This is a genomic window from Frankia sp. QA3, assembly GCF_000262465.1.
Lineage (GTDB): Bacteria > Actinomycetota > Actinomycetes > Frankiales > Frankiaceae > Frankia.
Genome location: NZ_CM001489.1, coordinates 2,152,149 through 2,166,496, shown reverse-complemented (window position 1 = coordinate 2,166,496; position 14,348 = coordinate 2,152,149). Strand labels below are relative to the sequence as shown.

The 14,348-nt window shown below is 75.2% G+C and carries 11 protein-coding genes and 2 pseudogenes; 2 read left to right on the top strand and 11 right to left on the bottom strand.

The features are described from left to right. Positions 1-15: 15 nt before the first annotated feature. On the bottom strand, positions 16-978 hold the full coding sequence (locus FRAQA3DRAFT_RS08835; protein WP_009738720.1) for a YafY family protein: 963 nt from the start codon (positions 976-978) through the stop codon (positions 16-18). A gap of 244 nt (positions 979-1,222) precedes the next feature. Further along, positions 1,223-1,465, bottom strand: a pseudogene (locus FRAQA3DRAFT_RS38560) (ATP-binding protein); the annotation flags it as partial. Here FRAQA3DRAFT_RS38560 and FRAQA3DRAFT_RS08830 point away from each other — a divergent pair. After that, entirely contained in the window at positions 1,458-1,697 is a 240-nt protein-coding gene (locus FRAQA3DRAFT_RS08830; RefSeq protein ID WP_009738719.1) for a hypothetical protein, read from the top strand. The pseudogene FRAQA3DRAFT_RS38560 and the gene FRAQA3DRAFT_RS08830 sit on opposite strands and share 8 nt — an antisense overlap. Positions 1,698-2,228: 531 nt before the next feature. Here the strand turns inward: FRAQA3DRAFT_RS08830 and FRAQA3DRAFT_RS08825 are convergent. After that, the gene (locus FRAQA3DRAFT_RS08825; RefSeq protein ID WP_009738718.1) at positions 2,229-3,239 is read right to left on the bottom strand and encodes a methyltransferase; all 1,011 of its coding nucleotides are present in this window, start codon (positions 3,237-3,239) and stop codon (positions 2,229-2,231) included. 126 nt (positions 3,240-3,365) lie between these two features. Here FRAQA3DRAFT_RS08825 and FRAQA3DRAFT_RS36940 point away from each other — a divergent pair. Next, a pseudogene (locus tag FRAQA3DRAFT_RS36940) lies at positions 3,366-3,704 on the top strand (IS66 family transposase); the annotation flags it as partial. A gap of 60 nt (positions 3,705-3,764) precedes the next feature. On the opposite strand, the gene FRAQA3DRAFT_RS08815 reads toward FRAQA3DRAFT_RS36940, so the two are convergent. The 8 genes from FRAQA3DRAFT_RS08815 to FRAQA3DRAFT_RS08780 all read right to left on the bottom strand — a co-directional run. Next, positions 3,765-4,328: an FHA domain-containing protein gene (locus FRAQA3DRAFT_RS08815; RefSeq protein ID WP_009738717.1), complete on the bottom strand. Its 564-nt coding sequence runs from the start codon at positions 4,326-4,328 to the stop codon at positions 3,765-3,767. Next, positions 4,325-5,704 (bottom strand): VWA domain-containing protein, encoded by a 1,380-nt coding sequence (locus FRAQA3DRAFT_RS08810; RefSeq protein ID WP_009738716.1) that lies wholly within the window; start codon positions 5,702-5,704, stop codon positions 4,325-4,327. Before FRAQA3DRAFT_RS08810 ends, FRAQA3DRAFT_RS08815 begins: the two co-directional genes overlap by 4 nt. Next, complete coding sequence (locus tag FRAQA3DRAFT_RS08805; RefSeq protein ID WP_009738715.1) at positions 5,685-6,824, bottom strand: PP2C family serine/threonine-protein phosphatase; 1,140 nt, start codon at positions 6,822-6,824, stop codon at positions 5,685-5,687. Before FRAQA3DRAFT_RS08805 ends, FRAQA3DRAFT_RS08810 begins: the two co-directional genes overlap by 20 nt. Then, positions 6,821-9,139, bottom strand: coding sequence for a serine/threonine-protein kinase (locus FRAQA3DRAFT_RS08800; protein WP_009738714.1), 2,319 nt, complete (start codon positions 9,137-9,139; stop codon positions 6,821-6,823). The genes FRAQA3DRAFT_RS08805 and FRAQA3DRAFT_RS08800 overlap by 4 nt, the downstream gene beginning before the upstream one ends. Then, positions 9,136-10,659, bottom strand: coding sequence for a hypothetical protein (locus tag FRAQA3DRAFT_RS08795; protein WP_009738713.1), 1,524 nt, complete (start codon positions 10,657-10,659; stop codon positions 9,136-9,138). Before FRAQA3DRAFT_RS08795 ends, FRAQA3DRAFT_RS08800 begins: the two co-directional genes overlap by 4 nt. A 6-nt stretch (positions 10,660-10,665) precedes the next feature. After that, positions 10,666-11,685 (bottom strand): glutamate ABC transporter substrate-binding protein, encoded by a 1,020-nt coding sequence (locus FRAQA3DRAFT_RS08790; RefSeq protein WP_232291980.1) that lies wholly within the window; start codon positions 11,683-11,685, stop codon positions 10,666-10,668. 146 nt (positions 11,686-11,831) lie between these two features. Further along, positions 11,832-12,944 (bottom strand): glutamate ABC transporter substrate-binding protein, encoded by a 1,113-nt coding sequence (locus FRAQA3DRAFT_RS08785; RefSeq protein WP_009738711.1) that lies wholly within the window; start codon positions 12,942-12,944, stop codon positions 11,832-11,834. 148 nt (positions 12,945-13,092) lie between these two features. Further along, the coding region (locus FRAQA3DRAFT_RS08780; protein ID WP_009738710.1) for a hypothetical protein at positions 13,093-14,348 on the bottom strand (1,256 nt) is incomplete at its 5' end.

The following is a 14,348-nucleotide window of genomic DNA, read 5'->3' as shown; positions in this document are numbered from 1 at the left end:
ACGGCCCCCACGGCCCTACTTGGCCGGAACCGCCGGCGTCGACTGGATGAACAACTCGCCCATCGCCCGGACCCGGTCGGTGAGCTCGGCCGGCTCGACGATCGCGAACGGCGCGCCGACGGCGCCGAGCACCATCGCGGGCCAGGCGAGCGACTCCACCTCCATCCGCAGCCGGCACGAGCCGCCGTCGACCTCCTCCACGCTGCCCCATCCGCCGACCACCCGCGCGACCTCGGCGGCCGGCGCGGCGACGACCACCAGCACCCGGTGGCGCCCCGCGCCGGCGACGGCGCGCTGGACGTACGCCGCCGCGTCCCCGCCGGGCGGCTGGCGAGGCCGGATCCGCCGGCCGGTGGCGGTGGGCTCGGCGAGCCGGTCCACCCGGAAGGTGCGCCAGTCGTCCCGCTCGATGTCGAAGGCGAGCAGGTACCAGCGCCCGCCGAGCGCGACGAGCCGGTGCGGTTCGACGCGGCGCCGGCTGCGCTCCCCGCCCCGGGCGGTGTAGTCGAACCGCAGCTCCTCCTCGCCCCGGCAGGCCAGCGCGATCGCCGTGAGCAGCCCGGCGTCGAGCGTCGGGCCGTCCCACGGCGCGGGCACGGTGTAGGCGGCGACCGCGTCGACCTGCCGGCGCAGCCGCGGCGGCAGGAGCTGGACGACCTTCGCCAAGGCCCGCACCGACGTCTCGCCGACGCCCGTCACCGCCCCCGCGGCGGCGGTGCGCAGCCCCACGGCGACGGCGACCGCCTCGGCGTCGTCGAGCAGCAGCGGCGGCATGGCCATGCCGGCCCGCAGCTGGTAGCCGCCGGCGACCCCGCGGGTGGCCTGGACCGGGTAGCCGAGCTCGCGCAGCCGGTCGACGTCGCGGCGCAGCGTGCGCGGGCTGACCGCGAGCCGCTCGGCGAGCTCGCCGCCCGGCCAGTACCGGTGCGTCTGCAGCAGGGACAGCAGTCGCAGCATCCGCGCGCTCGTGTCCGCCATCGCCTCGCCGCCCCGCTCCCGCGCCGTCCCGCCCGCCGTCCCGCCCGCCGTCCCGTCCCGTCCCGTCCCGTCCCGGCAGGATGATGGTTACGTCGATCCCGGGGTGGCCGCCGGCGTCAGGATGCCATGGCGCCCTCCGGGCTCTGGCGGGGCGGCGAACCGCGCGGTCGGCCCGGGGGCGGGCGGCGGCGAACTGCCGCTGCCAGCGGCCCAGCGCCTCCTCGAACAGCTCCTGCGCCCCGCGGTAGTCCCCGGTCGCGGACAGACTGGCGGCCAGGCTGTGCGTCGAGGCCAGCGTGTCGCGATGGTCCGGGCCGAACCGTTCGAGGTTACGGCGGTGCAGGTCACGGACGAGATGTTCGGCTGCGGCGTAGGCACCCCGGGCGTACCGGCGGGAGCAGTGGACGTCCGCCCAGGCGTACAGCTGATGCGGGTCGTCGGGATCGTCGCGGAGGCCCCGCGCCGCCAGCAGGTGCGGGATGACCACCCCCGGCGTCACCCCGGCCGGGGTGACGGGCCGGGTCGGGTACGGGCCGGGGCTGCTGGCCCGGGCGGCGTGGCTGGTGTGCGCCCACCACCTGCCGGTCCGCCGTGCCGCGCGGGTCCTGACCGCCCTGGCCCCCGACGTCCTGGCCTGGACCTGTCACCACTACCTCGACGCGCTCACCCGGCTGTTCACCACCGGCGCCTGGCTCCCACCCGCAGCCCAACCCGCCTAACCGAAACGATCAACCGCCAGCTACTCCAGCTGAACAGCTACATCCCCCGCAGGCATTTTTTCCGCTGTGGCTGGCGGCTGCGAACAGCTACCGAACGGAAACATTCTCGTCACCGACGCGCAAGCGGGGCGCGCGTTCGAAATCACCAGGAGCGCCTGCGCAGGCTAGTCATGGACAATTCCCCGGCCACCCCAGAATTCAAAGCTGAGGTGCGTCTGTTTGTACCGACTCTCAGCAGTTCCCCACGACATAGTAAACGCATCGACCGGGACGCCTTGACCACGGTCCAATGCGGTGGCCAACGCTGGTTGTTGGGGGTCCGGCCTGTCGTCCCCATATCGCCTACCGCGCAATAGGTTTGTCGCATGGTCGGTGACACGGCGCAGTGCTGGAGGCGGCTGGCCACTCGTTTCATCCCACCCGCGGTCACTGGCCAACTGGATCCATGCACTGCACTGCCCTGCCATCCGTCCGAAGATGGTGGACATGTCCTCCCACCATCGAGAAGTCAACGTTCGTCGCTGGGTCCGTCTACTGTGTGGGCGCGACTCCGAACTCCAGTGCCGTCCGTCTATCTGCCACTGGTCCTGAGTAGCGGAGCACGAGGCCGCAGTCCGCGGCTAGCCTGGCTACCTCGTCGACCGTCCTTTCCTCGCCGCCGAAGCACATCAGCATGAACAGGTCGATCGCGGTACTGGCCCCCTGCCCCAGCACCGGCTCGATAACCACGACGGTGCCATTCGGTGCGGCGGCCTGGCGGCACCCGGCCAGAATCTTGCGGGCGTGGTCGTCGTCCCAGTCATGCAGGATGTCGGACAGAAGATAGACGTCGGCCCCGACAGGTAGGGGGTCGAAGAAGCTGCCGGAAACGGCGCTGGCCCGATCATCGAGCCCGGCAGCCACGAAGTTGTCGTTAGCAGCGGTAGCCGTCGGAGATAGGTCCAGCACCCGCCCGCGCAGATCGGGATGGGTGCGAAGGATCGCTGCGAGCACGGTCCCATCGCCTCCGCCCACATCGAGGATCTCGGAGAAGCGGGTCCAGTCGAAGCGTTCAGCGATCTGCGGCGCCTGCACTTGGAATCGCCAATTCATCTGGGCGTCGAATGAACGCCGCAATTCCGGGCTGGTGTCGAGGTCTGCCCAGAATTCGCGCCCATATCGGTGTACGTAGGCGGGAGCGCCTGTGGTGATCGTCCCGAGTAATTCGACGAAGGCGAGCTCGGCGCGCCCGCCAGCACAGTTGATGTCGAGCAGGAGTTTGAACCCTGCTGGGGAGTCCCTGCTCATCTGGTTGCCGAGGCTCGTGGGGCGATAGCGGCCGGACTCGGCGTCGAGGTCGAATACACCGATCGTGACCAGGTGGTCGAGTAGTCGCCGGAGCACCGGGGCGGAGGTCTCCGTGTCGGAAGCGAGTTGTTCCGCGGTCGCCCCCGCGCTGCCCGCGTGCTCCACCAGACTGAGCGTCGCGGCCACCCGTATGGACATAGGAGTTGCCAGATCGGCCATGGCGAGAATCGAAGGTGTATTCGTTGGCACGTCCATGATCCGATCCTATCTACCGGCGCGGGTGCGACTTCCCCGGCTCTCTCGTGATGGCGCCGGTCGTGCGGTAGCTGTTCAGCTGGGTTGGTCGGGCGTCTTCCAGCTCTTGTCTGTTGATCGTTGCGTCCGCCGTCGTCGGATGACCCGTACACGAAGGCGCCGGCCCGGTCGTCACGGACGTCGTCGGGGCGGTCGCGGGGCAAGCAGCGCGGCGAGCCCGGTCAGACCCGCAACATGGTCGACGACCCGGACGAGACCGTCACGATCGACCCGCCGTGATGTGGGGACTGTGGCGCGCCGCTGGCCGGGGCGCCGGTGTTCGCGACGCGGCGCCACCAGGTGTTCGACGCCCCGCCGCCGCGGCTGCGGCCGCGGGTGACCGAGTACCGGGTCGTGGCGCGGACCTGCGCTCGATCCACGACGGCGACCCGGCCGGGCAGGTCTGGGTCGACGCGATGGCCACCACCCTGCTCGATGCCCACCACGCCACGTGCGCCGCCCGCCAAGCCTGGGCTGCCTGGGGCGCTAGTGGCGGTGGACCGTCATCCGGGTCCAGGAGCCGAGGTAGACGCGGTCGCCGTCGCTCAGCGCCACGGCGGTGCCCGGCGTCAGCCGAACCAGATGCCCCGGGTCCGGGCCGACCCAGGTGCCGTTCGACGAGCCCAGGTCGGTGATGCGCAGGGAGCCGTCCGCCGCCAGCTCCAGCGCGGCGTGGGAACGGGAGACCCCGGGATCCCCCGGGTCACCGGACAGGTCGATGCCCGGCGGGGTGCGCTGGCTGCGGCTGCGCCGGCCGACGACGGTGCGCGCCGCGGTCAGCTCGACGGTGACCGGGCGGGCCTGCTCGGGGAAGGCGGGCGCGCCCGCGTCGTCCCCCCGCTCGAAGAAAGCCCGGTCGACCGAGAGCCGCGCGCTCCAGCGCCCGGCCCCGCCGCCGTGCGCCGCGGCCGGCGGCGGATCGGCGCGCAGGGGCACGGCATTCGCCGGCAGCGGCCCGGTGCCCGTGCGGAAGTTGTGGTCGCAGGCCGGGCAGTGCGCCTGCACCGGCCGGCGCGGGCGCCCGCAGAGCGGGCAGATCTCCTGCCTCACCGCTTGGCGGGGACCGTGAGCGTCGATCCCGCGTCGAGGTCCATCTCGTCGAGTTTCTCCACGTCGCGGCGCAGCCGGACCGAACCGGTGACCGGGTCGTCGATCTCGATGACCTTGCCGAGCCGGTCCAGCATCGCGCCGTCGTCGGCCGCGGCGGCGATCCGCGCCGCCTGGCCCAGCAACGTCACGGCACTGTCCTCGTCCCCGGCGCGGCGCGCGGCGAGCCCGTCCTGCACCGCGCGGGCGAGTTCGGCCTGCCCGCTGTAGTGCGCGACGACGCCGTCGATGCGGGTCGACAGCTCGGCGTCCTCGGTCCACACCGCGCGGACGCGGGCCTGCGTGACGACCTCGCCGCCGACCACCAGGCTCACCCGGGCGGCGAGCCGCTCGTCGCCGACGTCGGCCGGCGGCACGTCGACGCACAGGTGGTACTCGCGGGTGCCCGCCGCCCACGCGCCGGTCGGATGGTCCCGGGTGAAGGGGTTCACTTCGACCGCGCGCGGCATCAGGTCGTCGACCTCGGGGGAGACCTGGCGCAGGAAACGGGTGGTGGAGCCCTTCGGCGTCCACACCCGCAGCGCGACGTCGGCCACGCCGCGGGCGAGCGCCTTGGCGATCAGCGCGCGGAAGTCGTCGGCCATCTGGGCGGGTTCGCGCAGCAGCGAGACGGTGCCGAGCAGCCGGGTGGAGATCTGGCGCAGCTCGTCGACCCGCCAGTCGTCGCCCACCCCGCGGCAGTCGCACTGGAACGCGCCCTCGCATGCGGCCAGCGCCGCCTCCAACGCCTTCGCGCTCTCCCCGTTCTGCCCGTCGGTGAGCAGGATGGCGTGGTGGATGGCATCCGGGCGGGACGCCATGAGCTGCGCGGTCAGCCGCAGCCAGCGGCCCATCGAGGTGCCGCCATGCGGGCGCAGTCGGGCGACGGCGCGGCCCGCCTCCGCCCGCGTCTGGGCGGTCGCCGTCACCAGGACCCGGCGTTCCGGGTAGACCACCCGCGCCTGCTCGGTGCCCTCGACCACCGCGAACGCGACGCCGTCGGGCAACGCATCGATCGCCGCCCGCGCCGCCCGCCGCGCTTCGATGATCTTCGACTGCGGGTACTCCATCGAGCCGGAGCAGTCCAGGATGATCACCTCGGCGGCGCCGGGAGCGTCGCCGGGGACCGCCGCGCCCGCCGGACGGCCGGCGTCGCCCCGGGGGCGGGCGAAGACGCCGCGGGCCGTCATGGTCGCGTTGGGGTCGGTCGCGTTGGGGCCGGTCGCGTCGGCGCCGGCGGCGGCCTCGTCGCGGGCGGTCACGGTGATGACCGCGTGCACCTCGCCGACGCCCTCCGCGAGGAACTCGTTCTGGCTGACCTCACAGTTGAAGGTGATCATCGCTGCTCCCCGGGATATCGATGACGATCACGGTGATGTTGTCGCCGCCGCCGCAGGCGAGGGCCACGGCCGCCAGGTGGCGGGCGACCGCGAGCGCCGGCGCGTCCGCCGGCAGCTCGGCGATCCGATCGGCGAGGGCGCCCGCCGCCGAGACGTAGTTCCACAGCCCGTCGCTGCACAGCACCACCCGTCCCGGCCCGCTCAGCGCCGTCGCGGTGACGCGGGGGATCGCGGACGCGCTGCCCGTGCCGATCCAGTGGGTGATCGTGTGGGCGCCCGGCCCGGTCTCGGCCCGCTCCGGCGGCAGCAGGCCGGCCCGCACCGCCTCGGCGGCCAGGGTGTCGTCCGCGGTGAGCAGCCGCGCGCCGGCCTGGTCGACCAGGTAGGCCCGGCTGTCGCCGAGCCAGCCGACCGCCAGCCGGCCCGGGGTCACGATCCCGGCCACGAAGGTGCAGGCCGGCGCGTCGTCCGGGCCGCTGATCGACGCGATGGCGCTGCGCTGCGCGGTCGCGGCGGCGGCCCGCAGGGCGCTCGCCTGCCAGCGGTCGGCGTCCCCGCCGGGTGCGGGCAGCGGGCCGGGACGCAGACCGAGCGGACGGGTGTCGTTGCTGTCGCCGGTGGTGGCGGTGTCGCTGCCGTCGGGGGCGTCGCCGTCGGCGGCAGCGACACTGGTGGCGGTGGCGGTGGCGCCAGCCGCGTGGGGCGGCCCGGCGGGCGGCGCCGTCAGCATTCCGGCCAGCTGCGCGAGCAGGTCCACCGCGTCCCGCGCCGCCCGCACCGCCGCCGGTCCCGACCCCGGCGCCGTCGACACCCCGTCGCAGACGACGGCGAGCGTCGCGGCCGGCCGGTCGTCGTCGTCGAGGGGCCCGGCGAGGACGCGCAGTGCGAAACCATCCTCGTTGGTCCGGTGCACCAGGCCGCGGTCGGACACTCCCGCGGCGCTGCCGAGATCGAGGTCGGCGCGGTCACCGGGCGGGTCTCCCGGGCGTAGCCCGGTGCCGCATCGCTCGCAGAACCGGTCATGCGGGAAGACGATCGCCGCGCACGCCGGGCACTGCCCGGCGCCCGGGGATCCTCCGGCAGTCGGGGCGCCCGGCTGCGGGCGCTGCTCGGTGGTCACACCAGGGTCCGGGGACGGACGCCGTTGGCGAGATCGACCAGGGCGTACCGCTCGTCGGGCGTCGCGGCCAGGCGGGCGAGTGCCCGGTAGGCGCGTTCCAGGCCGAGCCGCAGCGTGGTGGGCCGCAGCGCCGACCCGGCGACGGTCAGCTGGGGGTCCGCCGCCACCGCCCCGGAGGTGACCAGGTCGAGCGCGCCGGCGAGCAGGTCGCGGGTGAGGGCCGCCCGGGCCGCCGGGTCGAGGTCCAGATCGGCGAGGATCGTCGACGCCGCCAGCAGGCCGTCCCGGTCCGGGGTGCCCGCGGCGGTGACGGTGCCGAGCACCCGGGCCAGGCGCATCCGCGCCTCAAGGTGGGCCGCCGAGGCCGCCGGCACCCGCTGGTAGGCCTGCGCGGCGCCGTCGCGGTCACCGGCGGCGAGCCGGACCCGGGCCAGCCCGAACGCCGCGCTGGTGAACGTGTCGTCGGTGCGCGAGACCAGGTCGTAGAGCCGCTGCGCCCGGGGCAGGTCGCCGCCGGCCTCGGCCGCACGGGCCAGCGCCAGCTTCGGCGCGAGCTCGCCGGGCACCTCGCCGTACACCCGGTCGAACGCGGTGCTCGCCCCCGCGGCGTCGCCCTCGGCGAGCAGTAGCAGGCCGCGTTGCCAGTGCACCCGCCAGGCGAACGGATCCTCGGCCGCCACGCCGTCGAGCAGCTTCCGCGCCGCGTCGCGCTCGCCGAGCCGGGTGCGCAGGTCGGCCAGGCGCAGCCGGGCGCCGACGCTCGTCGCGCCCATCGCGCCGAGCAGTTCGGCGAGCTGGTCGGGGGAGACGTCGGGCAGCGCGGCGAGCGTGGCGGCCGAGGGATCGTCCGGATCGGGCAGCAGGCCCGGCAGCACCGACCAGGGCGCGGTGCGGGCGGCCGACTCGCCGGTCGGATGGGCGTCACCGGTGAACCGCGTGCTGCGGGCCGGCATCGGGGTGCCCCGCTCCGTCGCGGTGATCTCCCGCAGGACGCCGAGCAGTTCGCCGTGCATCTCCTCGGCGCTGACGAAGCGATGATCCGGGTCGAGCGCCGTGGCCTTGACCAGAAGGCGGTAGAGCGACTCGTGCCGGGCGAGCACCGGATGGCTGGCCGCCGGCGGCAGGGTGTGGCGGTAGGTCGAGGTGTTGCCGCGGAAGTCGAGGATGAGCGTGGCCAGCGTCCGGCCCACCGTGTACAGGTCCGAGGCCACCGACGGGCCTTCGGTGGGCACCTCCGGCGCCTGGTAGCCGAGGGTGCCGTAGACGGCGCCGTCGTGGTCGTCGATCCGCCGGACCGCACCGAGGTCGATCAGCCGCACCGTCTCCCGGCCGAGCATCATGTTGTCCGGCTTGAAGTCGCAGAACACCAGGCCGTTGCGGTGCAGGTAGGCGAACGCGGGCAGCACCGCGAGCAGGTAGGCGATGGCCTCGGCCACCGGCAGCGGGTCGGGCCGGGCCGCGGCGGCCCGCCGCCGGCGCAGCACCTGGCGCATCGACGTGCCGCCGACGTACTCCATCACGATGTAGCCGGTGCCGGCATGCTCGACGAACGTGTAGATCTTGACGATCGCGGGATGGTCGACCGCGGCCAGGAACCGGCGTTCCGCCATCGCCGCGATCTGGGCGTGCCGGTCGCCGGAGTCGAGCAGTCCCTTGAACACGACCCAGAAGTCGCCCCCGACGCCGTGGTCGCGGGCCAGGTAGATCCATCCCTGCCCGCCGTGGGCGAGGGCACCGGCGATCTCGTACTGGCCGATGCGGTCGCCGGCCCGTAGCCCCGGCCGGAACGAGTACGGCTGCCCGCAGCCCGCGCAGAATCCCTCCGCCAACGCCGGCTGGCCCCCGCGCGATCGGCCGACCGGCTCGCCACAGCGGGCGCACAGCCGCCGCCGCTGCGGGATCTGGGGGTCGGGGAGCAGCAGCGACGTCGGATCCGGCAGGTCGATCTCGGGCATGCGCACGAGGCCGGCGCCCAGCCGGTCGGGTGCGCTGTGGCTCGTCGTGCTCCGCCGGGACCGCCGCGAGGCGCCTGCCTGCGTCGCCGCCGAGCCGCCGGTGGCGCGGGTCCCGCCGGTGGCGCTGCTGTCCGTCGCCGCGGAGCCGGCGGCGGAGGCACCGGTCGCGGCGTGGCCCGCGCCCGCGCCGACCCCGCTCGCGCCCGCCGCGGGGGGCCGGCCGACGGCCGGGGCAGCGGGATACCGGTCGTCGGCGGCCGCGGGCGCGGGCGGCCGGTAGGCGAGACCGGTGATCGTGCAGTAGCCGTCCTCGATGACGCCCTCGCAGCCCGGCTCGGGACACCGGATCACCTCGGTCATGCGCACTCCTCGTTCCGGATGGGCGGCTGCCCGTCTGTGCCACGGCCCCGCTCGCCGTACCGGCCGGGGTTGTCCCCTCCCGGGCCGTCCCACCCAGGCCCGCCGCTGGCCTCACCGGCCGCCAGCAGGGCGGCCGCGTAGGCGCGGACGAGCACCTCGGCCCGGTCCAGGTCGATCGGTGCCGATCCCAGCGCGGCCAGCGCGGGGGCGTACCGGGCCTCCAGCTCGGCGGACTCGAGCAGTCCGGTGCGCCCGGCCTTGGCCCGCAACGCCCGCAGCAGCCCGCGCAGCTCGTCGCGGCGGCGCGCCGGCGACGCGTTCGTCTGGACGATTCCGGCCGCTGTCGCCAGGGTCGCCTCCGCCGTCCGCCGCCACGCCGGCAGGCCGTAGGCGACCAGCCGCCAGTCGCCGGCCTCCCCGGCGGCGGCGAGCCGGTCCAACCAGGGCCGCAGGCCCCGCCGGGGTGCATCGAACCAGCCGTCGGCGAGCCGCAGCAACCCGTCGGCATCGCCGGTCACCCGCTCGACGGCCTCCCGGGCGTGGCGCTCCCCGGCCTGCGCGACCGCGACGACCCGCGCCAGCAGGTCGCCGGCCGCCTCGAGGTCCTCCACGAGATGATCGTGCGCACGGACGAGCGCGGCAAGTGTCTCGGCGGCCGGGGCGAGCGCCTCACCGACCCCGCTGAGCAGCCCCGCCGGCACGTCGACCGGGTCGGCGGCCACCGCCGCCTGGGCGAGCGCCAGCGCCGCGCGGGCCGTCGCGAGTTCCGGCACGTCACCGCCGCCGGGCCCGCCGTCGGTTGCGCCGTCGGTTGCCCTGTCGGACAGCTCGCGGGATCCGTCCCCGGGCCCGCCGTCGGTTGCGCCGCCCGGGGCAACCCCGATGCGCTCCGCCGTCGCCAGCAGGTCGCTGAGCTGCCGGGCGAGCGGCGCCAGCGTGTCGCGGTGGCGGGCCCGCGCGGCGATGACCTCCCCGACGGCGGCCCGCACGTCGCGCACGCCGGCCAGGGCGTCGTCGAGGCGGCGCTGCGCGGGCACGTCGCGCTGCGCCTGCCCGCCCGTCCCGCCGGCGGCCTCCTCCGCACCCGCCCGCTGCCCGCCCCGACCCTCGGCGGGTGCTGCTTGCCGGGCGTCCGCAGGCCCCGCGGGGCCTGCCCGGCCGACGGCGATCGGTGTCGCCCCGGTGGCCGAGAGCTCGGTGGCCGAGAGCTCGGTGGCCGAGGATTCGGCGGCCAGCAGCGCCGCCAGCCGGGCGACGCGGCGCCCACCGAGCCGTGGACCCTCCCCGCGTTCCGCGGCGGCCGCCGTGAGCAGGGCGTTGATCGCGCCGTGGGTCTCCCAGAACCCCACCAGCCGGCGGCGGGCGTCGGTGGCGATCTCGGCCGTGCGCCCATGCAGGCGGGGCGGATCACCCAGCTGCCGGTCGACGAGGGCGTCGAGTTCCAGCAGTTCGGCGGCGAGCTGCGCGCTGCCCGAGCGCAGCCTGGCCAGGACCGCCTCGACCTCCCAGCGGGTGGGCACCGCCGGTCAGTCCCGGTAGGTCGGCGCGGGCGGCGCCGGGGCCGGGGCGTGCAGCCAGTGCTGGTAGATCGCCGACCAGGCGCCGTTGCGCTTGGCGTCCTGCAGGACGGCGTTGACGAAGCGGGTGAGGTCGGGCGCGGCGCGGCTGACCACCACACCCATCTGGGTGGTACGCGGGCCACGCCCGACGATGTGCGTCTTGGGATCCTGCGCGGCCATCCCGAGCAGTACCGTCTCGTCGTTGACGACGCCCTCGTCGGTGCCGTCCTGCAAGGCGACGAGGCATTCGGTGACGTTGGTCACCGCGTGCGGGATCGGATGGGACGGCGCGGTCTCGATCTGCCGCAGCGACGTCGTCCCGGCCGCGGCGCACACCCGCCTCCCGCCGAGGTCACCGAGCCCGCGGTACGGCGAGCCACGCCGGACGAGAACCCCGGACGTGGTCAGGAAGTACGGTTCGGAGAAGTCGACCTTCTCGGCCCGCTCGCAGGTGACGGAGACGGTCGCCGCGACCAGATCGAGCTGACCGCGCTGCACCAGGTCGATCCGCTGGGCCGCGGTCACCGCGCGGAACTTCACCCGCCCGTCCGCGCCGAACAGGGCCCGGCCGATGAGGGCCGCCACGTCGACGTCGAACCCTTCGAACTGGCCGGTGTCCGGGTTGATCGAGCCGAACGGTGGGGTGTCCGGCCGGACGCCGACGGTCAGGTAGCCCCGGCGTAGGACGGTGGCGAGCGTCGGCCCCGCAGCCTGGCCGGGTGCCGGCAGGACCGCGGGCGGGCGCCAGCTGGCCGTCGTCGCCTGGCAGGGACCGGCTGGCGCCCCCGGGCCGGGGCTCGCGGCGGCCCCGGCCGGGGACGTGCCGGGGAGCGGGCGGGCGGGTGGCGGCAGCGGGCTTGTCACGGTGCCGCAGCCGGCGACCACGGTCGCGAGGGCGAGGGCGAGGACGACAGCGGCCAGCGCGGCCGCCGAGGGCAGCGGCGCACGTGCCGGGTGAGGTGCCCGCTGGTCGTTCCGACGTCGCACGATGACAGATAGTAAGGCGGATCGGTACCTTCCGTGGGACAATGTCGCGTTGTCGTCATCCCGCCCGGTTCGCGCCGCCGCAATGTTAGACATCCTGGGCCCGGACGCAGGGCCGTTGCGTCCCATCCGGACGCGGGTGCGCCGGGTTACCCGTCTTCGGCGTAGCGGGGGACCGGCACCGTCGGGGGTGGACTCAGCGCCGGCAGCCATCGTTGGACCAGCGCGGCCCAGGTGCCGTCGCGCAGCACCTCGGCGAGCACGCCGTTGACGAACCGGGTCAGCTCCGGATGACCGCGGGCGACGCCGATCGCGTCCGGCTCGTCGGACAGCCCCGGGCCGACCAGGCGGACCCGGGGATCCTGGGCGGCCATGCCCGCGAGGATCGCACTCGTCGTCGTGATCGCGGCGACCCGACCGGACTGGAGCAGCACGAGACAGTCGGCGATGTTCGGCACGGTCCGCGGCACCGGGTGCGACGCCGCCCGGCGCAGGACCTCCACCGACGTGGTCCCCGCCGCGGTGCACACCGGCCGCCCCCCGAGATCGTCCAGGCCGCGGTAGGGGGAGTCGACCGGGACCAGCACCCGCTGCGTCTCGTACCAGTAGACGGTGGAGAAGTCGATCTGACGGCGTCGCTCGCAGTTCGTCGTCATGGTTGCGACCACGATGTCCACGTCCCCGGCCAGCAGCGCCGGGATGCGCTCGGCGTAGGTCGTCGCGCGGAACCGGACGTGCCCGTCCGTACCGAAGATCGCCCGTCCGATGCGGTTCGCCAGGTCCACGTCGAAGCCCGCGAACTGCCCGTCGAACGGGTTGATCGAACCGAATGGGGGGACGTCGGCGAGCACCGCGGCCCGCAGGTAGCCGCGTTGCTGGATGGCCGCGAGGAACGTGCCGGCCGGCATCGCGCCGGGTGTCGGGAGCACGGCCGGGGGCCGCAGGCTCGCCTGGGGATCGCCGCAGCCCTCACCGCTGTCCGCCGGTGCCGGAACGCCCGCCTCCACCCCGGGCGAGGGCGTCCCCGAGGCGGGGGATGGCGCGGCGGCCCCGCTGGTCCCGCCGGCGGACGGCGAGGGTGAGACGGCCGTCGTGACCAACGGCCGCGCCTGGGCGGGAAGCCCTGCGCCCACGGTCGCGCAGCCGGTGCCGGCGAGGGCCAGCAGCACCGCGACGGCCACCGCGACGCCCCGCGGTAGCCGCCCCGCCCGTCGCGACCGGCCGGTGCCGCCCCGCCGGGCAGCGCCCCGCGCCAGCGGCACCCGCGGGTCCGTCCCCGCTGATGGTGCCGTCCCCGCTGATGGTGCCATCGTCGCTGATGGTGCCGCCGTCGCTGATGGTGCCGCCGTCGCTGATGGTGTCGTGGGCGTCGATGGTGTCGTGGGCGTCGATGGTGTCGGCATGACTGCGCTACCGGTAGTCGTTGATGCGTGCCTGGATACCGACGAGTGCGAGTGCGGCGGCGAGCAGGACGGCCGCCGTGACGGCCAGCGGTAGCGGGTCCAGGGCGTCGCCGGCGGCGGCGAGCCGCTGGTCGAACCGGCCGCGGCTGGCGTCGAACACCACCGTCGATGCCGCGTCGAATCGCCGGAAGGAGTCCGTGCCGCCGCCCTGGGCCAGGGCGACCGCCTGCTGGAACCCGCCGACCTCGGCGACGAGCGCGCGGACCCGCACCGCGCTGGCCTGGTAGGTCTGCCAGGCAGGCGCGAGCGCGCGGCGGGCGGGCTGGTCCGGCCCGGGCAGCGCCGCGGTCGCCGCGAGCAGCCCGGCGCGGGTCGGCCGGCCCCGGGCGTCGTAGCCCAGCCGGGCGCTGACCGCGTCGGCGTCGGCGTCGAGCTCCGCGCCGTTGCCCCGGGAGATCAGCGACAGGCTCTCGTCGCCCCAGGCGCGCAGCGCGAGCACCCGTGCCTGTGCCGTCATCGTCATCGGCGCGTAGCCGTGGTCGCGGCTGTCGAGCAGGCGGTCACGCTGCACCCCGAACGCGGTCAGTGTCCACCCGAGGGTGAGCGCGGCGAGCAGCGTCGCCGCCACCAGCGCAGGGTTGAGGATGCGGTTGGTCCGCCGGAACAGCCGGACCTGCAGGGCGATCAGCACGGCCAACGTGGCCAGTCCGGCGACGGCGACCAGGACCGGGTGGTAGGCGCGGCTGGCCTGCCGGTAGTCGCGGTCGATGCGGTCCGCGGCCGCGGCGGCGAGCCGGTCGGCGGCCGGCAGGATCGTGCCCTGCATCAGGCTGGACGCCTCGCGCAGGTAGGCGCCGCCGACGACGAGACCGAGCCGGTTGTTGGCCCGGGCCCGCTCCACCTCGCCGGTGTAGACGGGCAGCTGTTCGGTGAGCACGGTCAGCGGCTCCCGTGGCCCCGCCGCCCGGGCGAGATCGACGATCCGCTCGCTCGCGTCGGTGATGGCCCGCTGGTAGGCCGCGCGCTGGTCGGGGGGCTCGACGCCGCCGGCGAGGTAGGCCCGCGCCGCCGCGGCGTCGGCCGCCGAGAGGTCGGCGTGCAGGCTCTGTGCCGCGATGAACGACGCGCCGCTGTCGGTCCTCAGCGAGTCCAGCGCCTGCTGACGGGCCCGCACCGTGACGAAGGCCGCGACCCACAGGACGATCAGGCCGACGGTAATGATGATCGACAGAAGTCGCAGCCGGCCGGGCGGGGTGGCCGCGC